A 26,686-nucleotide genomic window follows, 5' to 3' on the forward strand; every position below is an offset into this window, starting at 1 on the left:
GGTCTTTTTTTCCTGAGTTGAAGCGGAGGGGGTAAAAGGTTGTTTTTGCAAATAATGTTAGTTGATGATGAGGAGTCTACGCTTGATTACCTCGAAAATTTAATTTGTGAGCTTTCTGATACCTATCAAGTAGTTGCCAAGGCCCCGAGCGGCTTGGATGCTTTAGCGCTTCTGGAGATTGTTTCACCCGAATTGATTATCAGCGATATTAAAATGCCGGAAATGGACGGACTGACTATGCTGAAACTTGCCCAAGAAAGGGGTTGGCAAGGAAAGAGCGTGGTTGTAAGCGGTTACGACGATTTCCCTTTGGTGCAGGAGGCCCTGCGAATTGGCGTTTGGGACTACTTGCTTAAACCAGTAGGAAGTGAAGATCTTGCTAAGCTCTTTGCAAAACTCGAGAGTGTCTTGCTTTTGGAACGTGAAAGACAACAACAAATTGAAGAAGAGATACGCTCTAAAGTTGTGGAAGAGTTCCTTTTGCCCATTAATCTTGAAACGTTTACTCTTCCAGATTATCTGGGCAGGGCTTTAGCAATTATCCAGGAAAGTTATTGCAACAAAATTACTCTTCCCGAAATAGCGCGGCAGGTGGGGGTGAGTCCGGCTTACCTTAGTTATAGTTTCCGCAAGTTTATAGGGGAAAGTGTGGTAGACTATATTACCAGGTTAAGGATTGAGGCTTCGAAGTGCCTTCTTAGAAAGAGTTCTTTGCAAATCCAGGAGGTAGCAACAACTGTTGGCTACGAAGATGCCAGATATTTTGCTCGCGTCTTTCGCAAACTGGTAGGTTGTTCTCCAACCGAGTACCGGGAGAAATGCAAAAAACTCTTAAAAGGTTAGCAAATCAACTATGCACATTTTTTCATCGTTTTACAAGCCTTAGAGGGTTAGTTAGATTTTTCAGGCATAAATTTGTCATAGTTCTGAGTCTTCTTTTGATAGCAACAGGAGTGGTTGGGTCTTTTACTCTGCAGACAATTTCAGGGGTACTGATAAGGGAATCTCGTCAAAAGGTGTTGTGGGAAGCTCGGCTTTATGCTGAACAGTTGCAAAGGACGGTTGTGCGTATTGCTTCAAGTCTGGATGCTCTGGCGAGCTCGAATCTTGCGGGTGCGGGAGAAGCAAAACTCCTTTTAGAACGGCTTGATGATTTGAGAAATAAGAATATTGGCGTTGTTCAAGCTTGGGTTGCTTATCCCAATGGGGCAATTATTGCTTCTTCGAACGCCAAGGTAACAAAGATTAGGAACCGACCCTTTTGGAAGGATTTTTTGAGTGGTAAGTATCCGGTGGAGTTTTTCCCCGGTTTTTTCCTCTGGGAAACTGGTACCATTGTGAGCGCTCCCTTCAAGGATTCAGGTAGTGGTTCTGCTCTGGTTACCCTGATCAGTATTGTTTTGAAAGGTAGCAAGCCCCTTAGAGTTGGTGGATTGGATTTGGATGTATCAAAAGCGGTTTCTGATGATACTGGAAAAAGTGTTAATTGGGTATGGAACAAAGCTCCAGTTAACATTTACTCTTTGGAAGGACTTCTGATAGCTTCTCCTCTTGAAGAGAGCAGAGGGGCTGTAGTTGGCTTACGCGATGATTCGAAAAGGCCTCTGGTACAATATTTTCTCGAACATCCTCAGGAGGGGCAGGGCACGTTATTTTACGAAGAAGACGGTGAAAAATGGGTGGGCGCGTTCGTGAAGGACAGTAGTCTGGGGATGGTTATTACAGTGGTTAGGCCCAGTGAATATTTGCTTTTACCCATGCGCAGGGTGATGACTGTTTTTGTAATGGTTGCTATTCTTTTTATCGCTGTAGCTTCTATATTGACTGCTTTTGGATATTCTAAAGAAATAGAGATCCGGGAACTGAAGTATCGTAACAAAAAAGCTGAACTTCGTGCTTTGCAGGCCTATATAAATCCTCACTTTTTGTTTAATGCCTTGAGCAGAATATGTTCACTTGCAAATCCCAGAGACTACCATCTTATTCCCAGAGCTATAAAAGCCATTGCGGAAATATTCCGCTATGTTACCAAGAATGCAGGAAGTTTGGTAACTTTGCGTGAAGAACTGGAGTGTGTAAGAAATTACGTTGCCATTCAAAAACTTCGCTTTGGAGACAAGTTCACCTATCACGAAGTAGTCCCCAAAGAACTACTTGATGCAACTGTTTTGAAGTTTAGCGTTCAGCCACTAATAGAAAATTGTTTCGTACACGCTGTAGAGGAAACTTTGGAGCCGGTAGAAATAAGGCTTGTGGTGGAGCGTGATGGTAATTATCTCAAGATAAAGGTTGAAGACAATGGGCCTGGTTTTGAACCTGAAAAACTGGAAGAGTTACAGAAAATGTTGCGCAATGCAACAGAGAACTCCAGAAAAGCTTCTCCGGAATGGACTTCGAAAATCGGCATTCTTAACACCCATTACCGCCTCTACCTAATGTACGGTGGTTTCTCAGGAATTACCCTGAAGCAGGAAGATGGATTTACCGTTGTTGTTGCCACCTTGCCCTTTGTGCCCGCTTCTGAAAAAACTTCCCGGCCTTCCTGAATCTAAAAATAATCCACACTTTGAAAAAATCTGTGTCTTTACATAACTCCTCTTAACCCTTACAAAGAGAAAGGAATTTGCTTTTCGCATTCTCTAAGAAAAGGAGGGTAATATTTATGTTTGTCAAACGCTTGAACGTTGTTTTCTGTATTGTATTGTTGGTGTCGTTAAGCTTTTTGTTGGCAACAGCAGGAGCTCAAGAAAGAGTCAAGATCAAATATGCTTTTTGGGGTAATCCTATGTCGATAGGAATTGAAGAAGAAATTATAAAGCAGTTTCAAAAAACATACCCAAACATTGAAATCGAACCTATAGCTGCGCCTCATGCTGAATACCACACCAAACTTTTGACCATGATTGCCGGTGGCCTTGCTCCAGATGTAATGAGAATTAATTCCTATTATTTTGCAGATTTTATGGATGCTAATGCGTTGATGAATCTCGATCCGCTTATTGAAAGGGACAACATAGATCTCAGTCTCTATTACGAAATGGGGTTGCCGGAGAGCATGTACGAGGGCAAAATGTATGGTTTGCCCTGGGGCACGGCTCCACTCTATCTTGCCTACAACATCAAAATGTTCAAAGACACTGGTATAGACGTTCCTAGGGTTGGCTGGACCTGGGAGGATTTTGTGGAAACCGCTCGATCCATAGCCGGAGGTAGTGGTATTGAGCGCAAGTATGGATACGGTGCACCTTTCACGAACATAGCTTATTTTTTACCTTTTATATGGGCTGCTGGAGGAGATATTTTTGATCAAACTAAGAGCAAGTTTACGCTTGATCAACCACAGGCTGTTAAGAGATTAGATGAAATAGCGTCTTTAATTCGTGAAGGTGTTTTTGCTAATCCGCTCGAATTACCTACTGAAGAAGCGGTTACTCGCTTATTTGCTCAAAATCTGATAGCTATACGCAGGGCTTCTGCTGCAGAGATCTTGGGTATGCAGAATATCGAGGGATTAGATTTTGAGGTTATTCATTGTCCCACTGGCGAAGACATTCCCAACACCACCGTTGTTAAATCCAACACCGTGGGTATTAGCGTCAGTACCAAGCACCCTGAGGAGGCCTGGGAATTTCTTAAGTTTTTGAGGGCACCTGGTGGCCCTGGTGATCGCCTCTATGCAAAAGCCAAAAGAATACCACCCACTTCTAAGATACCTGAATTGTGGGATCTCTATCTTGATCCTACCAAACCCCCCAGGAAAATCAAGGAAATAACCCAGCTTATATCTTCTACTTACGGGCGAACATTGCCCTTGCGCAAAGGTTGGCTCGAAATTGAAGGAGTTCTAATACCGGCTTTACAAAAAACTTGGAGTGCTGGTATAGAAGCCAAAACAGCAATTACAGAAGTTAAAGCTGAGATTGAGGAGATAATGAAAAGCAAAAACTGACAAAAAGTTTGGTGTAGTCTGTATATCCCCTGGGGCAAGCCCGTTGCTCCAGGGGCTGGGGGTGATTTAGTTGTCCAAATGGGAGAAGAAAGACATTTTAGCAGCTTGTTTGTTCCTTTTACCAAGTATGGCGGTCATAAGCGTTTTTGTTGCCTATCCTATTGTTAGTTCTTTTATTTTGAGTTTCCAAGATTGGAATTTGGTTGGAACAAAAGAGTGGACGGGTTTTACAAATTATCAGAGACTCTCGAAAGATTCTATTTTCAAAGATGCATTGCGAAATACTGCTTATTTTTCCTTTGGAAGCATCCCGGGTAAGATTTTGCTTGCTTTGTTTTTGGCCTTGCTCCTTAATAAAAGAGTATTTGGCTTAAAGGCTTTTAGAACGATTTATTTTTTGCCTGTAGTGTGTTCTTCAGTGGCTGCTGCCTTAATGTGGCAGTGGCTTTATGATACCAACTTTGGTTTCTTGAACTTCCTCCTTCGTAAAATAGGGCTTGGTCCAGTGCCCTGGATTACTTCTGATAAATGGGCGATGCCATCGGTTATTGCGGTATCAGTGTGGAAAGATGTTGGTTACAATATGGTCATCTTTCTTGCTTCTTTACAAGATGTTCCCGCAGAGATATATGAAGCAGCCAAAATCGACGGAGCCGGTAGGTGGACAATGTTCCGTTATATCACTTTACCTTTAATTTCACCTGCTACTTTATTCGTTACCATTATGTCGGTTATATCTTCTTTTCGCGTTTTTGATGTTACTACCGTTCTAACCGGGGGAGGTCCAGGAACTGCTACTATCAGCTTGGTCCAATACATATATAAATGCGCTTTCCAATTTTTCCGAATGGGTTATGCCTCAGCAGTTGCCTATGTGCTTTTCCTGATAGTTCTTGGGTTTACTATTTTGCAAATGCGTTTTGCCAGACGATGGGTTCACTATTGAGCGCGAACTCAATTTGCGATAGAAGGAGCTGATGATATGGCTTTAAAAAAACTCGAAGGAGAAACCATGGGTTGGCAGATACTGGTACATGTTATTTTAATCGTTGGAGCAATCTTGATGTTTGGTCCCTTTTTACCCGTGATTTCTGCTTCGTTAAAATCCTATTCAGAGTTAATGTTGCGTCCCTTTGCCATTATTCCTAAAAAATTTTTGTGGGGCAATTACCTCAAAGTTTTTCAAGAGGTGCCTTTTCTGCTTTATATATGGAATACAGTAAAAGTTTCTTTTCTGTGCACAGTTGGGGTTTTAGCAAGTTCTTCCATGGCAGCTTATGCTTTTGCAAGACTACGCTTTCCTGGAAGAAACCTGCTTTTTCTAATATATCTTGCGACAATGATGGTTCCCGGTCAGGTTACTCTGGTTCCGGTTTTTATTCTGATGCGCAACTTTGGTCTTATTGATACTCACGCTTCTTTGATACTCCCCATGTGGGGCCTGACGGCTGCCTATGGCACGTTTCTCTTGCGGCAATTTTTCTTAACCATTCCCCGAGACCTTGAAGAAGCTGCTATTCTTGATGGTTGTGGATATTTTGGAAGGTTTACCAGGATAATTTTACCTCTTTCCAAGCCAGCATTGGCTACGCTTGGTATTTTCACTCTCCTTTCTATGTGGAACAACTATCTTTACCCACTGGTTTTTCTTAATAGTCCTGAGAAAAGAACTCTGACTCTTGGTTTGGCAATGTTTCGTGGTGATGTGGACGTTCAGTGGAATTTGCTGATGGCAGGCACTATTTTGTCTATATGTCCGATGGTAATAGCTTTTCTTGCGGCCCAACGTTATTTTGTGGAGGGTATTACCCTTACTGGCTTGAAAGGGTAGATGTAAAGAATAGTGAGTTGAATTTGGATAAATTTCACTTTATACACCAAAAGGAGGTACCCCACGATGAAAATCTCCATAGTAGGAGCAGGAAGTGTGCGTTTTGCTTTACAGCTGATAGGTGATATAGCAAAGACTGAAAACCTCTCTGGAGCTTTTATCTCCCTGATGGACATAAATCAAGAAAAACTGCATACCGTTCATTTCCTGGCTCAGAAGTACGCAGAGGAGCTTGGCGCTCAGCTTTCCTTTGAAAAAACCACCAGTCTTGAACAGACTCTGGAGGGAGCAGATTTTGTAATCAACACTGCTGCTCCTCTTTATCCTGAACGTTACGAAAAGGTCACCGAAACTGGAGAAAAGCACGGTTATTACCGGGGTATTGACAGCCAGGAGTTCAACATGGTTTCCACCTATTCCTATGTCATCTGTTCTTATCCGGATCTTAAGCTGTCCCTGGAGATTGCCAGAATCATGGAAAAACTCTGTCCTGAAGCCTGGTTGTTGCAAACTGCCAACCCAGTTTTTGAGGTTACCCAATTACTCACTCAGACTACCAGAGCAAAGGTTATTGGTTTCTGCCATGGTTTTTCAGGGGTGTTTGAGGTTTTCCGTGCCCTGGGTCTTGAGTCTCAGGAAGTGGATTGGCAGGTTGCAGGCGTTAATCATGGCATTTGGATGAATCGCTTCCTGTACCGGGGAAAGGATGCCTACCCCCTGCTTGAAGAGTGGATAGAGAAGAATGCTTCTTCCTGGAAACCTCGCACTCCCTGGGATGTCCAGTTGAGCCCGGCCGTGATTGATATGTACCGTTTCTATGGTATGTTGCCCATTGGGGATACCTGCCGCAATGGAAGCTGGAAGTACAACTACAACCTGGAGACCAAGAGAAGATGGTATGGAGAGTTTGGGGGAATTGATAATGAAGTGGAACGCCCTCGCTATCACCAGCAGTTGAGAGAAAGCAAGCGCAAACTCCTGGACCTTGCCCAGGAGATTCAAAAACATCCCCACTCCAAACTCACTGAGATATATCCGGAGCTCTTCAGCAAAGAGAAGATGAGTGGCGAACAGCACATTCCCTTCATAAACGCTCTTTCAGGTGGACCAGAAGCTCGTTTGATTCTCAACTTGCAAAACCAGGGTGTTATTTCTGGTCTACCTGATGATGTGGTGGTAGAGATTCCTGTGGTGGTGAGAAAAGATGGTCTGTATCCAGAGAAATTGGAGCCCGATTTGACCTGGAGAATCAAAGAGATGTATCTCATGCCCAGGATTCTGCGCATGCGCTGGGCACTGGAAGCTTTCCTGAGCCAAGACAAGAGAGTGCTTGAAGAATTTCTGGTTAGAGACCCCCGTACCAAGTCCTTTGAACAGATTCAGGCAGTACTTGAAGAGATTATGAGCTTACCCATCAATGAGGAATTAGCCAGGTACTTTGGTTATCGATGAGGGTGGAGTTGAATTTAGTTTTGCTAAAAGTTTGAGAATATGTTAAGCGAAACGGATAGTGTTTTTGGTGAAAGAATACTGGAATAAATCATTTCGCTTAGGAGAAGGCTTAATAGGAGTGTATTTGTCTGGATTCCCTGCCAAAGGCTACAGTTTTAAAAAGCTTTGGCAGGGAAAAAGGCTTTTTATGAGTTGTGATTAACAATTGTTCATCTGGTAACTTCCTAGATTTTTAAAAACTCCCTTTTATCAGCACAAAACCTCCATGTTTTTTCTACTTGCATTGACCAACTTGCTTGGGAAAGCAGTGGTATTTCGGTTGCCTTTTTACAGCTTTGATTAGTGTTCTTCTCGTACAACTTCTTAAAATTGTAACCACAAATATTGAAAAGTGATGCCAGAAGTAGTATCATACAAGTTTGATTTACCAAGGGGGTTAACCTGGTGGATAAAAAAGAAATTCTGGAAAGATTGATTGCTATTGAGAAGGAACGCAGGGAAATTATTGAGAGTATTGAAGAGAAGAGAAAGCAACTTTTTGATAAAGCTCGGGAGATTGCTGAAATGAAGAAAAAGGGGCAGCAGGAATATCTGCGCAGGGAAGAGAAAAGAATGACCCAGGAAGCCAAAGCAACAGTGGAAGAGCTTCGCAAAAAAAGTGAGGAACGGGTGAAAGAATTTAAGCAGCTTATGGAGGAGCGTTATCAAGCGAGCAAAACCCTGCTGGTTGAAAAAGCTTTGCGCCTGCTTTTGGGGGAATGAGTGTGTTCATTTTTGAGAATTTTGGTTTACTGGGTAAGACTTTAGCAAAAGCTGGGAAGATGCTTTCGGACCAGGACTTTCAAAACCTTTTGAGTCTCCACTCTGTTCCCGAAATTGCTCGTTATCTTCAGAATACACCCGCCTACCAGCAGGTTCTTCAAGATATTCAGCCCGATGAGATTCACCGCCGTGACCTGGAAATCCTGGTCAATCAGTCCACAATTTACGAGCTTTTTAGTTTGCGCGAGTTTGCCAGTTTTAAGGAAAGAGTCATTATTGACTTCTTCCTCACTGGTTTTGAAATTGAGAATCTCAAGCTGGTTACCAAGTACGTGGTGTTAGGTGCGCAGGCGAGTCCTGAGGATATAGAGAAAAAACTTTTTGACCTTTCTCCTTGGAGTAAAGTTGATTTTCGGGCTCTTTTGAGAAGTAAAAACCTTGACGAACTTACCCATGGGCTGGAGGGTACCGCTTTTTATGATTTATTCCAAGCTGCAAAAGAACGATTTAGTGAATCCCGAGCCATGGATGTTATCGAAAATGCCCTGGACTACTGGTACCTGGCTGGTTTGCCCAGAAAGGTGAAAAACTTCTCGTCCCGAGACCGTGAAGCTGTTTTACGCTTTTTTGGTGTGCAAGCAGATTTGTTGAACCTAGAGCTTATATACAGGATGCGCTTTGTTTTTGGGATGCTTCCTGAGAAAGTCTACGGACTCACCATACCTCTTTACAGGTATTTTGATTCTCAACGCTTGATGAGACTGGTCAGAAGCCAGAGCCTGGAAGAATTTATGAACATGCTTCTCGCTTCGCCCTACCGAAGTGTTTTTTATAACTGGCAGGAGAGCAGTGAAGTACTGGATGAGATATTCGAACGAAGCATCCTTTCTTACCTTTACCGGCTGGCGCGCCTTCTGCTTCGCAAACATCTTGCTCCTTTGGAGGTGTTGATTGCCTTTGTTACGCTCAAAACCTTTGAAACTCGTGACCTGATTACGGTCATCGAAGATATACGATATGCGCTGGATGTGCGCCTGGCAGAGCGCTATTTTATAAGACCCCTCAAGGTGGTGAGCCTGAGTGGCCGTTGACAGGATGTGCCGCTTAATCATTGTGGGGGTTAAGCGGAAGCAGGAAGGCATGGAACGGTTATTGAAAGAGATCGTTGCGTCGGAGTGTTTTGAGCCTTTGTCTCTGGAGAATGCTTTGCCTCCTGAAACCAAACCTTTTTTCAAAGAAGATGGTGGAACTTCTTTTGAAGAGGCTTTTTCTTTGCTGTGCAAGCTTCACAAACTCTCTGGAAAAGAACCTTCACCCCGGCCTGTTTTCAGTCCAGAAATTGCTTCTCGGTTGAATTTCTCCTTAAAAAAGGCGCGGTTACTGGAGAGAAAGATGGACCAAAAACTCAGCGAGATTTCGGAATTGAAAAGACTGGTGGAGCGCTTTGAGCATATGCGCAGGCACCTCAGGACCCTTCGTTACCTGGACGTCGATTTTGAAGACCTGATAAGCCTTGAGGGTTTCTCGATAAAGTTTGGGCGCATATTGAGTATGTATTTTGATCGGCTAATCGAGAGTGTCAACGATGCCCCCATTCTGGTGGTGGACATAGAGAGGGAGCGAGAGTCACAGTGGATTATGGTTTTTACGCTTCCCAGAATGCAAAAAGAAGCGGAAAGCATCCTTCAATCCATCGGTTTTGAAGAACACACCCTACCTCGTGCCATGTTAAAGGGTTCCGTTGAAGAAGTTTATTTCAGAGTCTCTGATGAAATCAAAAAGCTGTGTCTGGAAATCGAGCGCAAGAACATCGAACTGCGAGAGATTTTTTACAAAAACCGCACTTTTATCTATCAGCTTCTGGACCATCTTTACGTATTGCGTTCTGTTTACCGATTGCAGGAGCGGGTTGGTTTCAGTGAAAGTCTCTTTGCCTTGTCGGGTTGGGTACCCGAAAGGGAGAAGAAGAAAATTCAGCGTCTCTTTGAGTGGGAAAAAGAAACGCTGGTAATTGAAGAACAGCCAGATACTCGGGAAGTGCTGGAGGAAAAGGTACCGGTGAGACTTTCTAATCATTCCTTTTTCCGCCCCTTTGAGAGCCTGGTTAAAATGTATGGTTTACCTTCTTACTGGGAAGTCGATCCTACACCGGTGGTTGCCCTGACTTTTCTCTTCATGTTTGGCTTTATGTTTGGTGACGTAGGTCATGGTGCCATTTTGGCACTGGCGGGTTTTGTCTATTATCTAAAGAAACGCTCGGATCTGGGTTGGGTATTTGGCTGGGCTGGGCTTTCTTCGGTTCTTTTTGGATTTTTGTATGGTAGTTTCCTGGGTTTTGAAAGTTTGTTACCTGCTTTGTGGGTGCGCCCAATTGAGGAAATTTCGTACCTCATGGGTATATCGGTAGCGATAGGTGTTATTTTGCTTGCTCTGGGGATGGGCCTGGGCATGTTTAACTTAATTCGTGCAGGACATTGGAAGAAGTTTTTGCTGGGAAGTTCCGGGCTGGCGGCTTTTGCTTTTTACTGGTTGGGAGTTTGGTTGGTTTTTTCGTATTTTCGTTATGGAGAGTTACCTCGTCCGGCTAACCTGTGGTTAAGCCTTCTGGTGGTCCTGCTTGTGGTTATCTATTTGCACGAGGTTTTTGAAGCTTCGCCTTCGGCGAGAAGGGAGAAAGCTGTTGAATCCACATTTGTGCTTTTTGATGAGATTATTCGCTTTTTAAGCAACACTCTTTCTTTTATTCGACTTGCTGCTTTTGCCATCAATCACGCAGGAATTTTTCTGGCCTTTTTGAGCATTGCTCAGATGGTGCAGGGAGGAGGAGCTTTTTCTGGGGTTTCCAGGGTTTTGGTGATTATCTTTGGCAATCTCCTTATCCTGGGCCTTGAGGGTCTGGTAGTTTTTATTCAGGCTTTGCGTTTGGAGTTTTACGAGCTCTTTTCCAGGTTTTTTGCTGGACGAGGTAGGCCTTTCCAGCCGGTAACTTTTAGGGAAATATCTACTGAGAGGAGGTAAGTGAAATGGCAACAGCGATGATTCTTACTTACGGAATTTTTCTGGGACTTTTAGTTTTAATTGGGGTGATGGCCGCGAAAGGTAAATGGCGTCTTTCCAGAAAGACTTTCCTGAGACTTTTCTGGAGCAGTCTCCTTTTTTTGGGCGTGTGTTCACTGGCTGTTTTTGGATTTGCTCTACCCAATGCACTGGCCCAAACTGAAAATGCCCCAGTGGCTACGCAACCTGTATCTTCTGGCCTTGGTTTGCTTGGAGCTGGTCTGGCCACTGGTCTTGCTGCAATTGGAGCAGGTATCGCCGTGGCGATAACCGGCTCTTCGGCAATTGGGGCCATCAGCGAAAAGCCAGAGCTTTTTGGACGCACCCTTACCTACGTGGGTCTTGCTGAAGGTATAGCCATTTACGGAATGATCATCTCCGTTCTGATTTTGGGAAGAATGTAGGAGAAGGTGATAGAGTGCGTTTTTTCTTAATCAGCGATAACATTGATACCCAGATAGGATTGCGTCTGGCTGGGATTAAAGGGGTTGTGGTACACACCCGTGAGGAGATTCTTCCCGTGCTTGAGGAAGTCGAAAAGGATCCCACGGTTGGCGTCATCTTAATGACTGAAAAAATTGCTGAGGTTGTGCCTGACCAGGTGCAGCGTCTCAAACTTTCCAGAGATTTGCCCCTTTTGACCATCATTCCAGACCGTCATGGAACCCGTCGCAACAAGGATTTCATCCTTAACTATGTTGAAAGTGCTATTGGAGTGAAAGTGAAATGAGATTAGTTGATAAGATAGAGCTGATGCGCAAAGCGATCATTAAAGAAGCCGAAGATATGCTGGAAGATGCGCTTATTAAGGCTCAGGAAGAGATTCAAGAAGAGGAAAGAAAGCTTGAAGAACAGCTTGCCTGGGAAAAAGAGGAGTTCCTGCGTGAACTGCGCCTTAAAACCCAGAAGTGGATTAATGCTCAGAATGCAATTATTTTAATGCAGGAACGTCGTGAAAAGGATGCCTTTTTACAAAAGCTATTTTTTGCTTTTATCGAGGATGTAAAGAGAGCTTTTGAAGAGTTGGGTGAGCAGGAGAAACGGCTTTATTTCTTTCGCTGGTTTGAAGAAGCCCTCAGGGTTATGGGAAGGCAGAAAGTGATACTGCGCTGTAATGCTCTGTGTTTACCCTGGGCTAACGAGCTTAAAATGCATGAGTTTTCGAGTTTCATTGAGAGGGTTGAAGAAGAACCTGACCTTGATTTTGGGGTAATGCTGGAGAGTGTGGATGGAAAGGAGCGGGTGGAAAATACCCTGACTACCAGGATTACCGAGCAAGAACAGCACCTTCAGGAGTTGTTGCGGCAAGAAGTGAGGTGGAGTTGATGGGAGAAGGACGCATTTATTTGATCAACGGTCCAGTGGTGCGAGCAACTGGGTCACAGGGCTTTATGATGAATGAGATGGTTAAAGTGGGAAAGGAAGGTCTTATTGGTGAAGTAGTGGACATAGGAGAAGAAAGTTTCACAGTTCAGGTTTACGAGAGCACCACTGGTTTACAAGTTGGAGAACCGGTGCGAGGCACGGGAAAGCTTATTTCCGCTTATCTTGGTCCGGGTCTCATTGGAAAGATTTTTGATGGTATAGAACGCCCCCTGGATCGGATAGCTTTGCTTCACGGGGATTTTGTGGTTCGAGGGGTTGAGATATTTCCTTTGGATGAGAACAAGAGATGGCGGGTGGAAATGAAAAAAGAAGTTGGAGATACTGTCCGACCCGGCGAAATTTTTGCTCTGGTTCAGGAAACACCTCTTTTTGAACACCGCTTACTGGTTCCACCTCATGTATCGGGTAAAGTTGTCGAAGCCAAGCCCAGTGGTGATTATAAGATTCACGATGTTTTGCTCCTGATTTCGGACCAGAAAGGGAATGTTCATCATTTGACCCTGTATCAGGAATGGCCAATAAGAATTCCCCGTCCTGTTAGAGAAAGATTGTTACCAACCATCCCTTTGATTACTGGGCAAAGAGTGATTGATTTCTTTTTCCCGCTGGCCAAAGGTGGTGCGGCGGCCATTCCAGGTGGTTTTGGAACTGGAAAGACGGTTACTCAACATCAGCTGGCTAAATGGTCAGATGCAGATGTGGTGGTTTATATAGGTTGTGGGGAGCGAGGCAACGAGATGTCGGATGTTCTGGAAGAATTTCCTCGTCTGGTCGACCCGCGTACTGGTCGACCACTTATGGAGCGTACCATTCTCATTGCCAACACTTCCAATATGCCTGTTTCGGCTCGCGAGGCTTCCATCTATACGGGCATAACCATAGCTGAATACTTCAGAGATATGGGGTATAACGTTGCCTTGATGGCTGATTCTACTTCACGCTGGGCTGAAGCTCTGCGAGAACTTTCGGGTAGAATGGAAGAAATGCCAGCGGAAGAAGGATATCCAGCTTATCTTTCCAGTCGGCTTTCTGAATTTTACGAACGAGCTGGTCGGGTTAAAACCCTTTCTGGTGAAGAAGGTTCGGTTACCATCATTGGAGCCGTTTCTCCTCCAGGTGGAGATTTTTCTGAGCCGGTTACCCGTCATACCAAAGAGTTTGTGCGCTGTTTCTGGGCTCTGGACAGAAACCTTGCTTATTCTCGGCATTATCCGGCCATAAACTGGTTGACCAGTTACAGCGATTTCGGTGAGGATTTAAAGGAATGGTTCAGAGAACATGTTGGTGAAGACTGGGATGGTATGCGGGAGCGGGCCATGGCATTGCTTGGAGAAGATGACCGCTTGCAGCAGGTAATTAAGCTGGTGGGTGAGGACGTCCTTCCCGATGAGCATAAGTTAATAGTGGAAACAGGGAGATTGATTAAGATAGGATTCTTACAGCAGAATTCTTTTAGCAATGTTGATTCTTTCTGCACTCTTGAGAAGCAATTCAGGATGATGGAACTCATTCTGCTTTTTTATGAGAGGGCCAGGGAATTGATTGCTTCGGGAATGGCAATCAGTGAGATTAAACGCTCGGATGTTTATCTCAAGCTTTTGAGAATGAAAGAGGAAATTCCCAACGATCAGCTCGAACGGTTTGATACACTGAGAGAGGAAATAGAGAAATTTTTTGATAATTTGCGAGCCAGGTACAAAGAAGGTGCTAAAAGTGCCAGTTAAAGAGTATGTAGGCCTTTCTCGCATCGTTGGTCCTCTGGTAGTGGTCCAGGGGGTAAGCGGTGTTGGCTATGAAGATCTGGTGGAAATTGTTTACCGAGGAGAACGCAGAGCGGGTCAGGTGGTGCTCCTTGAGGAAGACAAGGCTGTAGTCCAGGTTTTTGAGGGTACCAAGGGCTTGATTCGTGAAGAAACGCGGGTGCGTTTTCTGGGTGAGCCCTTGAGGGTTCCTCTTTCCCGAAACCTGGTTGGTAGAGTGCTGGATGGTCTGGGCAGGCCTCGCGATGGTCAGGGTAAAGTGATGGCTTCCTTGAAGCGCGATATAGGGGGGTTGCCAATTAATCCTGTGTCCAGAGTTTATCCTCGTAGCTTTATTCAAACTGGTGTCTCAGCTATTGATGGTATGATGACCTTGATTCGGGGCCAGAAGCTGCCTATTTTCAGCGGGAGTGGGCTCCCTCATGTCCGGCTTGCTGTACAGATCGCTCGTCAGGCTAAAGTGCGAGGTGAAAATGAGGAATTTGTAGTAGTTTTTGCTGCGATAGGATTGCGCCACGACGAAGCAGAGTTTGTACGGAGAGGCCTTGAAGAAACTGGTGCTATTAAAAATGCTGTTATGGTTCTCAATCTTGCTGACGACCCAACTGTAGAACGTATTGCCACTCCGCGAGTTGCTCTAACCATTGCTGAGTATCTGGCTTTTGATGAGGAAATGCACGTTTTGGCCATCCTGGTGGATATGACCAATTACTGTGAAGCTCTACGGGAAATATCCAACTTCCGTGGAGAAGTTCCTGGAAGAAAAGGGTATCCAGGCTACATGTACAGCGACCTAGCCAGTATCTACGAGCGGGCAGGCATCATCCAGGGTCGACGCGGTTCTCTTACTCAGCTTCCGGTTCTTGCTATGCCCAACGATGATATCACCCATCCCATACCTGACCTTACCGGTTACATTACCGAGGGTCAGATAGTTTTAAGCAGAGACCTGCACCGGCAGGGTATTTATCCCCCCATTGCTGTTTTGCCTTCACTTTCCCGCTTAATGAAGGATGGGGTGGGTGAAGGATATACCCGTGAGGACCATCCCGAGCTTGCTGCTCAGCTTTTTGCAAGCTATAGCCATGCACAAAGCGTGCGTTCTCTGGCTACCATCATTGGGACAGAAGAGCTTACCGAAGTGGATCGTAAGTATCTTGATTTTGCCAGGCGTTTCGAAGAAGAGTTTGTCAAGCAGGGTTTTGAGGAGGAGCGAAGTATAGAAGAAACTCTGGATTTAGGGTGGAAGATGCTTTCCTTGCTGCCTCGCGGAGAGCTGCATCAGGTAAAAGAAAAGTATCTTGAAAAATACTGGAAGGGTTGAAAGCGATGCCGATTTTCAGCAACGTTTCTCCTACCAGGGGTAATCTTATAGAACTGCAGCGCTCTCTGGAATTGGCTAGAGAGGGACATTCTTTGCTGGATCGCAAAAGGAATGTGCTGGTAAGGGAGATGATGCGTTATCTTGACGAGGCAAAAACCCTTCAGGAGGAAATGGATCGTGTTTTTCAGGCTGCCTACCTTGCTCTGCAGCGGGCTAATCTGGATATAGGCATCGAGCGGGTGGAGGAAATCGGTTTTGCGGTTCCTGAAATTCAGGACCTCGATGTCCGCCTGAAAAGCATTATGGGAGTGGAAATCCCGGAGATAAGCTGGGATAGAAAGGAAGAGAGCCGTCCTGCTTATGGTGTCTATCGCACCAGCGCAGCACTGGATAAAGCCTACCTTGCCTTTCGCAAAGTGGTTTTTTTAATCATTCGTTTGGCGGTGGTTGAAAACGCTGTGTACCGCTTGGCTGTGGAAATCAAAAAGACCCAGAAGAGGGTGAATGCTTTGGAAAATGTAGTCATTCCTGATCATGTGGAAAAGATTAAACTTATACGTGATATACTGGAAGAGCAGGACAGGGAAGACTTTTTCAAGATGAAACTTTTGAAAAAACGAGAAGGAAAGAGCAAGGAGGTATAGGTTTTGTGTGGCATTATAGGTTATGTTGGTGAACGCCCCGCCTTACCGCTTATTCTTTCAGGCCTTAAAAGGCTTGAATACCGGGGTTACGATTCGGTGGGTATTGCTCTCCTTGGAGAAGAAGAAATCTGTGTAGTTAAAAACAAGGGTAGGATCAGGGATTTTGAGTTGGATCTTGCCGATCTTAACTTCCCCTCTTTTTGCGGTATAGGCCACACCCGCTGGGCAACTCATGGTATTCCCTCTCGTGAGAATGCTCATCCGCATCTTGACTGCGCTGGTGGCATTGCGCTGGTTCACAATGGCATTATCGAAAATTATCGTTCCTTACGGCTTTGCTTGAGTGAAGATGGGCATGTTTTCCGGTCGGAAACCGATAGCGAAGTCATTGTTCATCTTTTGGAAGGAGAAGGTACTCCTCTGGAGCGCTTGGTTAAAGCAGTAGGAAAGCTGAAAGGCTCATTCGCACTGTGCATCCTTTTCAAGGAAGATCCGGGAGCAATTTACGGTGTGCGAATGTCCAGTCCGCTAATTTTAGGAGTTGGCAATGGAGAAAACTTTCTGGCCTCTGATGTACCGGCCTTTTTGCAAAATACCAATCGAGTAGTTTTTATTGAAGACGGAGAAATAGTGAGAGTTACCAGAAGTGGTTGGGAGATATTCGATTTTGAGGGTCGAAAAAAATCCGGTTCATCGGTGGTTACTATTCCCTGGGACCCGGTAAGTGCTGAAAAGGGTGGATACAAGCATTTCATGCTTAAAGAAATCCACGAACAACCCCAGGTTTTTGAGGATACCCTTGCAGGCCGAGTAAATTTACTTGAAGGCCAGGTGTACTTTGAAGAATTACAGGAGTTTCCCATCGATTTTGAACGTGTGGTCATTGTTGCCTGTGGTACTGCTTGCCATGCTGGTATGCTGGGGAGGATTTTTCTTGAGAAGTTTGCTCGCATACCTACCGAGGTAGATTATGCTTCTGAATTCCGCTATCGCGATCCTCTGGTCGATTCGAAAACTCTGGTGTTGAGCATTTCCCAGTCTGGAGAGACTGCAGATACTCTGGCAGCGGTTTCGCTGGCTCGGGAGAAGGGCTGTCGAGTGGTTTCAGTGTGCAATGTTTTGGGAAGTAGTTTGACCCGCATTTCAGATTGGGTGCTTTACACGCGGGCTGGTGTGGAAATAAGCGTGGCTTCGACTAAAGCCTTTTTATGTCAGATGGCGGTGCTTTTACTTTTTGCCATTTATCTGGGACAACACAGGGGTTGTTTAGGTAAGGAAGAAACACGCAGGTTACTTGAAGAACTGGTAACCTTGCCGCGCCTGATTCGAGACATTCTTGAACGGGAAGAAGATATTTGCAAACTGGCCAAGAAGTTTTACCTTTTCAGGAATTTCCTTTACCTAGGAAGGGGAGTACTTTTCCCCTTGGCACTCGAAGGGGCTCTCAAACTTAAAGAGATTTCCTATATCCATGCTGAGGGCTTGAGTGCCGGGGAGATGAAGCATGGCCCCATTGCTCTGGTGGAGCCCGATCTGGCCACTTTTGTTCTGGTAGGGCAGGATGTGGTTCGCTCTAAAATAATTGGTAACATGGAAGAGATCAAAGCACGCCAGGGGAAAATCATCGCTTTGTGTTGTTTTGGAGACCAGGAAGTAGCTGAGCAAGCCGACGAGGTGATTTATATCCCTCGGGTTACGGAATGCCTGTTACCTTTTCTGGCCATTGTTCCCATGCAGCTTTTTGCTTACTATGTGGCTCTTGAGAAGGGTTGCGATATTGACCAGCCAAGGAATCTGGCCAAAAGTGTTACTGTAGAGTAATTCATCAATCCTGGTCGGGCTCAATGTGTACCAGGCCCTGGTAGCCAGTAGCTTGGTGTATTGCCTTTTCTATGCTATCAGCAAGCTGGTGACTCTCCAGAACGGAAAGGTTGCTTTTAACCGTAACGTGAAGAGTGATTACCCCTTTTCCGCCGTAATCGTGGAGGGTTATGGAGTGAATGTCTTTTATTTCGGGAAAGCTTCTGGTTATCACTTCTTTGATCTTTTCTTCTTCCTCTTTAGAGATAGCACGCCCCATTAATCTGGAAACAGTTTCTTTGAGTAGTTGAATTCCAACTATTCCTATCAGTGAGGCGATAAAGATGGTGACTGCAGCATCAACAAGTGGGTAATTGGGAAAAATACACACCAGGGCTACGGGTAACGAAGAGAGGGCGTCGCTTCGGTGGTGCCAGGCATCGGCCTTGATAAGGCTGGAATTCGCCTTTTTCCCTAAAAGAAAAGTTCCCCGGGCCATCAGTTCTTTGGTGATTATGCTCAAGATTATTACTGCAAGCAGGGGGAGGGAGGTTCTTACAGTGTTTCCAGTGTAAAACCTTGTGTAACCTCTGCGCAAGAATTCAAAGGCGACCACAATAAGCAAGGTTGACATGGAGACGATGGCAATGTCTTCTGCTCGACCATGGCCAAAAGGATGTTCTGAGTCAGGAGAGCGCCTGGCTTCGCGAGCGGCGAAAAGCACGATGACTGAAGTAGAAAGGTCTGATAGGGTATGAAAGGCATCACTTATCATGGCGAGGCTGTGGGAGATAATGCCAAAATACACCTTGAGAAAGAACAAAATCAGATTACCAAAAACACTGAGCAATACGGCGTATTTCACATAGTGAAACGTATTTTCTTTTTCGGTTAGTGGCATGTTCGTTCCTTTTTTATAGAATTGGGTTTTTGTGGTTTGCGAAACGTTAAATATGTTACCACGAAAAACTTTTTTTAAAAAGAAAATCTCTGCTCGAATTTACTCTCGGAGGGGTTTTTGATATTCCATCTCCTTGTGAACCACAACCACTGGGTTGGGAACTGACGAATAAAAACCTCAATTATCTGGTTGCACAGAGCAACGGCAGAAAAGATATCGTACTTCCTGTTCTGCGAAAGCGGGGTGAAAAAGGGAGGTAAGAAGACGATTTCGTGTTTCAACTTTTCATCCTTCCGAGTTATAAAGGCTGGTATCACAGGACATCCAAAGAGCCTGGCCAGTCTGGCGTGGATGGTAGGACTGAGAGTCGTAATTCCCATAAAAGGGCAATTCATTCCCTTGCCTTCGCCTTTCTGGTCGACTAGAATAGCCACCGCTTTACCCTGACGCAAAGCCTTGCGGACTTCATTTATTTTGTTCCACTGGATCCAGCCTGTTCGGTAAACGCTGCGGCAGCTTTTCATGAAGTTGTTCACTAAAGGAGGAATTAGGTCTCTGTATACCACTTCTACGGGGTAATTGTGATATCCCAGCCAAGCAGCAAGCAATTCCCAGTTGCCCAGGTGAGCACTTACGAGGACTACTCCTTTTCCTTCCTGAAAGGCTCTTTGCAGAAATTCTGCTCCTCTTACTTTTTCAATTAGGAAATAGAGTGCTTTTTCTTTTTTGTATTTTATGAGTATAACTTCCAGTAAAGACAGGGCAAGATGACGAAAAACTTTTCGAAGATTGCTCTCTATTTGAGAAGATGAAACACCGGGAAAGATCAGTTGCCATTGCCTACGAACATAGTCTAGTTTTTTACGGAAAGAGAGAAAGAGAATTTCTCCCAGAAGTAGAAAGCATTTTCTGCTCAAAGAAACGGGAAGCAGGAAAGCAACAACTTGCAATAAAGTTAAAATAGCACCCATTGGAGATGGCTGTTCGCCCTTTCAAAAGACAAGGGTTTTCATTTGCTTTAAGCATTGTAACACAGTATGACCCGAAGATTACTTTCCTGGTATAAGCAACTCTGCAAGTGGTAGTGGAAAAATCTGGTTTTTGGTGCTATGCTCTTAAGTAAGAGGTGTTGGTGATGACTTCACGAGAACGAGTGCTTACGTCCTGTAATCATCAGGAACCCGATCGGATTCCCATTGACTTTGGTGGTCATCGTTCCTCAGGTATTATGGCCCTGGCCTATCGGGACCTGCGCAAAGCTTTAGGGCTTCCTGATAGTCCTCTTTATGTTTACGACTTTATCCAGCAGCTTGCCATTGTTGAAGACGATGTGCTGGATTTTTTTGGCGTTGACGTAGTGGATGTGGGGTACCTTTATTACAAGAACGAGTGGTACTGGAAAGACTGGGTACTTCCTGATGGCACTCCCTGCAAAATCCCTGCTTTTATTGAGGTGGAAAAGACCGATGAAGGCTGGATTGTTCGGGGAGATGAAGGACAACCCATATGTGTTCAGCGTCCGGGTTGCCTGTACTTTGAGCAGTGTTACTTTCCTCTTTTAGAGAACCCTGATCAAGAATTTGAACGTCTTGAATATTACCTAAAGCAAATTATGTGGTTTCGTCTGGGAACTCCTCCTGCACCGGCTGGTTTTGACGATGAAGGGTTGCGCATTCATCGGGAAAATGCAGCAAGGGTTCGCCGGTCGACAAACCGGGCAATATATGCAGCTTTTGGCGGTAACCTTCTGGAGACGGCGCAATTTGCTTTTCGCATGGACAATTTTTTAACCGAGATTGCGCTTAACCCCCCTCGTGTACACCGTTTTCTGGATAAGCTGGTAGCGTATCACCTGGCCAATCTTGAGAAGTATCTGGACGCTGTAGGTCCCTATGTGGATATTATTGGTTTTGGCGACGATTTGGGCATGCAAACTGGACCCCAAATCTCCCCCAAAATGTATCGGGAATTTTTCAAGCCCCGCCATACACTTCTCTGGCAGACTGTAAAGAAGAAGTATCCTCATCTAAAGGTAGCTTTGCATTGTTGTGGAAGCATCTATCAACTTTTGCCCGATTTAATCGAAGCTGGTCTGGATATTATTCAGCCAGTACAGATTGCTGCCAAGGATATGGAGCCGGAACGCCTGAAAAGAGAGTTTGGCAAAGATATCGTTTTCTGGGGTGGAGGATGCGACACTCAAACGGTACTTCCTTTTGCCACTCCTCAAGAAGTACGTGAACATGTACGCCGTAACTTGCAGGCTTTTGCTCCTGCGGGTGGCTATGTCTTTCAGCAGGTGCACAACATAATGGCTGGCGTACCACCCCAGAATATCATTGCCATGTTTGAAGAGGTTCATAACTTTCGATATTGAGGTTCTCTTTTAAGGGAGGAGGGGAAAGATGAAAAGTATCTGGTGCTGGTTCTGGCTGGTTTTCCTTTTGGTCCTGGTGTGTGGTAGTTGTGCGTTTGCTTTTGAGGGGGATGTTTTCCAGGTAGTCGGGTTTTCTCCCGGGGAAGGAGCTACGGTCTCTGAGTATCTTGAAGAAGTACGTTTTAGCTTTTCGCAACCAGTGGTTTCTTCTGAAAAAGTTGGTAAACCGTTCCCGGTGAGCGAAGCGCCTTTTTACATTTCTCCCTCACTTGCCGGGGAATGTGTTTTTGAAGATCCAAAGACGCTGGTTTTCAAAACCAGCGAGACACTCCGTAGTGCAACTTTGTATACTTTTTCCTTTCGCCCTGACTTTACGGACCTTGCTGGTCGTTTTCTATCTGGTTCCTCAAGTTTCCATATCCGAACCGCTCCTTTGAAGGTCCTCGACGTACGTCAGGTGGACTATCAAAGAGACGGAAGTATCGTGCTTGAAGCTGAATTTTCACTTCCGGTGTCTCCGCAAAGATTGCGAGGTTTCCTGATCGTGAAAAACAGCAAGGGGCAGGAAATACCCGTCCACATACCTCTTGGTCCGCCAAGTAAAAAGATTTTAATTTATACTGCGCCTCTTGAAGAACCACTTTTCTACCTGGAAATTGCAGAAGGCTTGACTTCGGAAGTCGGTCCTCTGGGACTTGCTGGGAGCTTCCGTAAGGAAATGCAGGCTTTCTACGCTATGGAGATAACGGGTAGTGGTGCTTACTTTCGGGGAGCACAGCAGGGAGTAATTTATTTTTATACCTCAACTCCACCAGATGCCGATGCGCTTTCGGCCTTTGTAGAGCTTGAGCCAGAGTATCCATTTTCGGTGCGGGCCTACTTTTGGGGATTCGAAATCACTGGAGAATTCAAACCCCGAGATCGGGTTCTGGTGCGCCTGAAAAAAGGACTTCCTGCTCGCTCGGGAGCAGTTTTAGCCCAGGAATTTAAAAAGGCTTTCTTGATGCCCGACTTGGAACCTTCAATTTCGATTCCTGCTTCCGGTAGCTACGCTTCCTATTTTGGGGAGGCCAGATTACCCGTAGAGCTGGTGAACGTGAGCCGTGTGTATTTGCGAATTTTCCGCTTATACGATAACAACATCCCCTTTGCCTTTGCCTTTCCAGACAACATTGCCTTTCAGGACCTTTCCAGATTAGTAGTAGAGCGAGAAGTTGTAGTTGATGCACCCTTCAACGTTCCCGTGCGTCGGGCGGTGGATGTGCTTTCGGAAGTTTCAGGAAAAGCGGGAACTTACCTGGTGGTAATCCAGAGTGCCGAAGGCGATCCCTGGGTTAGAGACCAGGCAGTGGTTTCCCTCACCGATATTGGCGTGGTTTCGAAGGTTTTTGAACATGGGGTACTGGTATGGGCCAACTCTTTGCACGATGCTCTTCCCTGCGGAGGAGCCAAAGTAAAGGTGTTTTCAAGGTCCAACCAGTTGCTTGCTGAGGGGGTTACCGATGACCGGGGAGTTTTCCTGTTTGAAAAAGACAGAGCGTGGCCAGCAAATGACGAACGTCCTTTCCTGATAACCGTTCAAAAAGGAGAGGATGTTTCGTTTCTTGTACTTGAAGAAGAGCGCTTTTCTCAGGGCGATTTTGAAATAGGAGGGGTGCCCTATTTACGTCGAGGCTACCGGGCCTTTTTGTTTTTACCTCGAGGCATTTTCAGGCCTGGTGAAAAAGTCCTGGCCAAGGCTTTGTTGCGTGGCCCAGAATTCAAGGTTCCAGAGCGTTTTCCGATAGCCTTCAAAGTTGTCTCGCCTCTGGGAAGGACTTTTTTTGAAACTACGACAATGCTCTCTGAGGAAGGGAGTGCCATCTTTGAATTTGAGCTACCTCAGGAAGCTTTAACTGGCAATTATCAACTTCTCTGTTATCTTCCAGGGCAAGGTGAGGAAGGGTTTTTGGGAGAGGCTAGTTTCCTGGTGGAAGATTTTGTGCCTCCTCGTCTTCGCCTTAACCTCTCTACACCTTTACGCGAGTTGCATGCTGGGGAAGAATTCAGTCTTGAGGTTTTTGGGGAGTATCTTTTTGGCGCACCAGCTGCTCACATGCCTGTTAAAGTTTCAGCAAGGTTTAGTACTAAAGAATTCAAACATCCTGATTGGGGACAGTTCACCTTTGGTGATTCCCGCCGCGATTTTGCACCGGTAGAAATTACGCTGGGCGAGTATCAGCTGGATTCCCAGGGAAAAACCACAATTGCTTTTAACGCCCCTTCGAACCTGAGGCCACCCTCGACTCTTGAACTAACCTTGCTGGTTACGTTGCTGGACCCGCAGGGTCGGCCGGTGAGCAAGCGTCTTAGCCTTCCCTTCCATCCCTATCCTTTCTACTTAGGCATATTTTATCCCTCTATGCAATACGAGCCCGGGCAGGAAGTCCCGTTTACAATTTGTGCGGTGGATCCTCAAGGCATACCTTTCCCTCTTTCTTCAGCTCTGGTGCGCATATTTAAAGTGTTTCACCATTACGTTCTGGTTGAAGAGGAAACAGGCGTTCGCTATCGTATGCAGGAAGAGTTTGCGCTCGAGAAAGAAGCCCCTGTTGAGCTTGTATCGGGAAGGGGTGAGATGGTTTTCCGACCTCGGGAATTTGGGCGCTATTTATTTGAAGTCAGAGACCCCGAGACAGGCGTGGTTTCTTCCACCTACTTTGATGTGTATGGTCGTTACGGATTTAACCCTCGTGAAGAATTGCTGGAGCGGATAACTTTATCCCTGGACAGGGAGAAGTGGCAGGTGGGCGAGGAAGCTCGTGTTAGTTACCATTCTCCTTTTCCAGGAAAAGCCCTGTTCACTGTAGAGACGGACCGTGTTGTTTACAGCAGGGTTTTCGAGGCGCAGCTTGAAGGTGAAGTGCGCTTCCCGGTAAGCGCCGAAATGGCTCCTAACGCCTACTGTTCGCTTCTGGTAGTTCGCGCTCACAGCGGTGAAGACCCACTTGCTCCAGTTCGGGCGTTGGGAATAACGCCTTTTTATGTTGACCAAACTGCGCATCATCTTAAGGTAGAAATTGCTGCTCTAAGTTCAGTTAAACCTATGGAAAAGCTCCCTGTTGAAGTAACACTCAAGAACGCAAAGGGAGACGCTGTGCCTGGTGAGTTTCTGGTTGCTCTTGTGGATGTAGGACTTTTGGACCTGACTGCGCATCAACTGGTGGACCCCTTTGACTTTTTCAGTGCCAGATGCAAACTTTCGGTAGGCACTTTTGACTGGTATGGAAACCTTCTTTTAAGCGAACCCTTAACCACACCTCCTCTGTATCCGGGAGGTGGCGAAGAACTGGAAAGAGAAATGGGTCTGGCGCTTTCTCCAATTCAGCCAGCCCAGTTCCGAATTGTGTCTTTGGTAAAACCACAGGTCTTTACTGATTCGCAGGGAAAAGGGAAGGTAATCTTTGAGCTTCCTCAATTTGAAGGAAGATTGCTTCTTGCAGTGGTCGCTTCAAGTGGTGAATTGCTGGGAATGGCTACTCAGGAAGTGAATGTTGCTCATGATGTGGTGTGCGAGCTGGTACATCCGCGTTTTGTAGCTCCTGGAGACCGTTTCTCAATTCCGCTTGTTCTTTTTAACCGCAGCGGAGAAAAGCGAAAAGTAGAGGTCACCATTTCTGAAAGTGGACCGGTGACCATCACTGGTGAACATACCCTGAGTCTGGAGCTACCTCCTCAATCCCGTACAGCGAGAAACATAAGTATGCAAGCTTACGGAAGTGCTGGCGAAGCTCTGTTACAGGTCATGCTTAACGATGCTGGAGAGTCACGTAGAGAGGAGTATCGTTTTCCGGTAAGGCCCCCTTATCCCAGAGTAACTCGGGTGATTATGGGGAGAGTTCTTCCAGGAGAAAAGAAAACGCTTTCTTTGCCTGGTGAGTGGTACTTGCAAACCCTTGAGGGAAAGCTATGGTTGCAAGCTTCAAACAGCCTGGACCTTAACTATCTTGCGAATTTCCTGCACGGTTATCCCTATGGTTGCGTGGAGCAGGTGGTTTCGTCTTCCTGGCCCCTGCTTTACCTTCCGGAAATTATGGCTGAAGTCGATCCTTTACTTTCTAACCCTCAGGAAGTCAATCGTTCTCTGGAGAGGGCTATCCGGCGTGTTATTTCTATGCAAACTCCGGATGGTGGCTTTGCTCGTTTCGCTGGGGAGTATGTGAGCGTTCCTTTTGATTCTGCATATGCTACTCACTTCCTGCTTTCGGCAAAGGCGAAAGGTTTTTCAATACCTGAGGATGTCCTGCGTGGTGCCCTGAGTTATCTCCGGGAATTTTTGAACTCCTTGCCCTGGAGTGCTACACCTGGAGCTCTATCCTATCACAACACGACTTCTGCCTACGCAGCTTTGGTTTTAACTATGTGGGGAGAACCACCACTTGCCCACATGGAGGAGTTACGTAACAAGAGGAGTGAGTTGAGCGGTACAGCCTTGCTCTTTCTTTCCTGGGCCTATGCTCTGACTGGAAATTCCAGGGTGGCCAGAGAGTTGTCTGGTGGTTTTGCTCCCTCTCTTTATGGTGTGCCTGAGTCGGGAGGTGCTTACAGTTCTTATTTGCGCGACCTGGCTCTTCGCCTGCTTGTCGAATTGAGCATTGACCCTGAATCGCTGGGTGTGGAGCAGCTTGCTGTGCAGCTTTTTGACACCTTACGGAAACGTGAGTACTGGTCAACGCAGGAAGCAGCCTTCTCTTTGCTGGCTTTGAGCAGTTACTTGAAGGGAAAGATTACTCCAGAAGCCTTTACGGCTCGGATTTTTGATGCTCAGAATGATGAGCTCTTTTTGCTGCAGAGGGAGAAAAAAGTTTCCTGGAGTTTTAAAGAACTACCTCCTCCGCCTTGGAGTGTTGCGAACGAGGGTGAAGGTCCTTTCTATTTTGCAATGACTGTGAGTGGCGTTCCTCGTGCTATGCCTCCGGAAGAAAGTCAGGGTTTGAGTGTTACCCGAGAATTTTTTGATGAGCAAGGTAATCCACTGCCTGCAAATTATTCTTTTAGGAGAGGAGACCTTGTAAGGGTACATCTGCGACTTGAAAGTGCAGGGACGTTGGAAAACGTTGTGCTTTTAGATCTTTTGCCGGGTTGTTTCGAAGTTGAAAATCCACGCCTCTTTGTATCTTCGACCTGGCAGGAGGAGGAACCTCAGGTGAGGGTGGAGCGTCGGGATGACCGGGTAATTCTTTTCGTGGAACACCTTTCCGGAAAGCTGGACTATACATATACCGCTCGAGTGGTAACTGCCGGTGATTTCGTTATTCCTCCTGTGCATGCGGAGTGTATGTATAACCCCTCAATTTTTGCCACTTCAGGAGGAGGGCAGAGGGTGATTGTTGCTTCCGAATAGAAAAAAGGATTGCAGTGTACATTTTTGGGAAGCGCTTCTTCTGACCGGATTGTGCTTCTG

At 45.7% G+C, this 26,686-nt stretch carries 20 protein-coding genes; 18 read left to right on the forward strand and 2 right to left on the reverse strand.

The window, feature by feature from the left end:
- Positions 1–39 precede the first annotated feature (39 nt).
- From QBE54_RS01905 to glmS, 16 genes are all read left to right on the forward strand, one after another.
- Positions 40–843, forward strand: a complete 804-nt coding sequence (locus QBE54_RS01905; RefSeq protein WP_369018672.1) for a helix-turn-helix domain-containing protein — start codon at positions 40–42, stop codon at positions 841–843.
- 110 nt (positions 844–953) lie between these two features.
- Entirely contained in the window at positions 954–2,546 is a 1,593-nt protein-coding gene (locus QBE54_RS01910; protein ID WP_369018673.1) for a sensor histidine kinase, read from the forward strand.
- A 116-nt stretch (positions 2,547–2,662) separates the two neighbouring features.
- Positions 2,663–3,949, forward strand: a complete 1,287-nt coding sequence (locus QBE54_RS01915) for a sugar ABC transporter substrate-binding protein (RefSeq protein ID WP_369018674.1) — start codon at positions 2,663–2,665, stop codon at positions 3,947–3,949.
- A gap of 127 nt (positions 3,950–4,076) precedes the next feature.
- On the forward strand, positions 4,077–4,895 hold the full coding sequence (locus tag QBE54_RS01920; protein ID WP_369018675.1) for a carbohydrate ABC transporter permease: 819 nt from the start codon (positions 4,077–4,079) through the stop codon (positions 4,893–4,895).
- Positions 4,896–4,931: 36 nt separating this feature from the next.
- The gene (locus tag QBE54_RS01925) at positions 4,932–5,780 is read left to right on the forward strand and encodes a carbohydrate ABC transporter permease (RefSeq protein WP_369018676.1); all 849 of its coding nucleotides are present in this window, start codon (positions 4,932–4,934) and stop codon (positions 5,778–5,780) included.
- Between the two features lie 66 nt (positions 5,781–5,846).
- On the forward strand, positions 5,847–7,232 hold the full coding sequence (gene aglA / locus QBE54_RS01930) for an alpha-glucosidase AglA (RefSeq protein ID WP_369018677.1): 1,386 nt from the start codon (positions 5,847–5,849) through the stop codon (positions 7,230–7,232).
- Positions 7,233–7,676: 444 nt separating this feature from the next.
- Positions 7,677–7,994: a hypothetical protein gene (locus QBE54_RS01935; RefSeq protein ID WP_369018678.1), complete on the forward strand. Its 318-nt coding sequence runs from the start codon at positions 7,677–7,679 to the stop codon at positions 7,992–7,994.
- Positions 7,991–9,085 carry a V-type ATPase subunit gene (locus tag QBE54_RS01940; RefSeq protein ID WP_369018679.1) on the forward strand — a complete coding sequence of 365 codons (1,095 nt, stop codon included), beginning with the start codon at positions 7,991–7,993 and terminating at the stop codon, positions 9,083–9,085. Before QBE54_RS01935 ends, QBE54_RS01940 begins: the two co-directional genes overlap by 4 nt.
- On the forward strand, positions 9,075–11,012 hold the full coding sequence (locus QBE54_RS01945; protein WP_369018680.1) for a V-type ATP synthase subunit I: 1,938 nt from the start codon (positions 9,075–9,077) through the stop codon (positions 11,010–11,012). Before QBE54_RS01940 ends, QBE54_RS01945 begins: the two co-directional genes overlap by 11 nt.
- Positions 11,013–11,017: 5 nt before the next feature.
- On the forward strand, positions 11,018–11,455 hold the full coding sequence (locus QBE54_RS01950; RefSeq protein ID WP_369018681.1) for an ATP synthase subunit C: 438 nt from the start codon (positions 11,018–11,020) through the stop codon (positions 11,453–11,455).
- A 14-nt stretch (positions 11,456–11,469) separates the two neighbouring features.
- Positions 11,470–11,781 (forward strand): V-type ATP synthase subunit F, encoded by a 312-nt coding sequence (locus QBE54_RS01955; protein ID WP_369018682.1) that lies wholly within the window; start codon positions 11,470–11,472, stop codon positions 11,779–11,781.
- Positions 11,778–12,377, forward strand: a complete 600-nt coding sequence (locus QBE54_RS01960) for a hypothetical protein (protein WP_369018683.1) — start codon at positions 11,778–11,780, stop codon at positions 12,375–12,377. Before QBE54_RS01955 ends, QBE54_RS01960 begins: the two co-directional genes overlap by 4 nt.
- Positions 12,377–14,161 carry a V-type ATP synthase subunit A gene (locus tag QBE54_RS01965; RefSeq protein WP_369018684.1) on the forward strand — a complete coding sequence of 595 codons (1,785 nt, stop codon included), beginning with the start codon at positions 12,377–12,379 and terminating at the stop codon, positions 14,159–14,161. Before QBE54_RS01960 ends, QBE54_RS01965 begins: the two co-directional genes overlap by 1 nt.
- Positions 14,151–15,521, forward strand: coding sequence for a V-type ATP synthase subunit B (locus QBE54_RS01970; RefSeq protein WP_369018685.1), 1,371 nt, complete (start codon positions 14,151–14,153; stop codon positions 15,519–15,521). The genes QBE54_RS01965 and QBE54_RS01970 overlap by 11 nt, the downstream gene beginning before the upstream one ends.
- 5 nt (positions 15,522–15,526) lie before the next feature.
- Positions 15,527–16,165: a V-type ATP synthase subunit D gene (locus QBE54_RS01975; RefSeq protein WP_369018686.1), complete on the forward strand. Its 639-nt coding sequence runs from the start codon at positions 15,527–15,529 to the stop codon at positions 16,163–16,165.
- A 3-nt stretch (positions 16,166–16,168) separates the two neighbouring features.
- Complete coding sequence (gene glmS / locus QBE54_RS01980) at positions 16,169–17,986, forward strand: glutamine--fructose-6-phosphate transaminase (isomerizing) (RefSeq protein WP_369018687.1); 1,818 nt, start codon at positions 16,169–16,171, stop codon at positions 17,984–17,986.
- 4 nt (positions 17,987–17,990) lie between these two features.
- On the opposite strand, the gene QBE54_RS01985 is transcribed toward glmS, so the two are convergent.
- Positions 17,991–18,866, reverse strand: a complete 876-nt coding sequence (locus tag QBE54_RS01985) for a cation diffusion facilitator family transporter (RefSeq protein ID WP_369018688.1) — start codon at positions 18,864–18,866, stop codon at positions 17,991–17,993.
- A gap of 74 nt (positions 18,867–18,940) precedes the next feature.
- Entirely contained in the window at positions 18,941–19,783 is an 843-nt protein-coding gene (locus tag QBE54_RS01990; protein ID WP_369018689.1) for a lysophospholipid acyltransferase family protein, read from the reverse strand.
- Positions 19,784–20,001: 218 nt separating this feature from the next.
- On the opposite strand from QBE54_RS01990, the gene QBE54_RS01995 reads away from it, so the two are divergent.
- Both QBE54_RS01995 and QBE54_RS02000 read left to right on the forward strand, forming a co-directional pair.
- Positions 20,002–21,243: a uroporphyrinogen decarboxylase family protein gene (locus QBE54_RS01995; RefSeq protein ID WP_369018690.1), complete on the forward strand. Its 1,242-nt coding sequence runs from the start codon at positions 20,002–20,004 to the stop codon at positions 21,241–21,243.
- A gap of 28 nt (positions 21,244–21,271) precedes the next feature.
- Positions 21,272–26,626: an MG2 domain-containing protein gene (locus tag QBE54_RS02000; RefSeq protein WP_369018691.1), complete on the forward strand. Its 5,355-nt coding sequence runs from the start codon at positions 21,272–21,274 to the stop codon at positions 26,624–26,626.
- Positions 26,627–26,686: the final 60 nt, after the last annotated feature.

It is taken from the genome of Thermatribacter velox (genome assembly GCF_038396615.1).
Lineage (GTDB): Bacteria > Atribacterota > Atribacteria > Atribacterales > Thermatribacteraceae > Thermatribacter > Thermatribacter velox.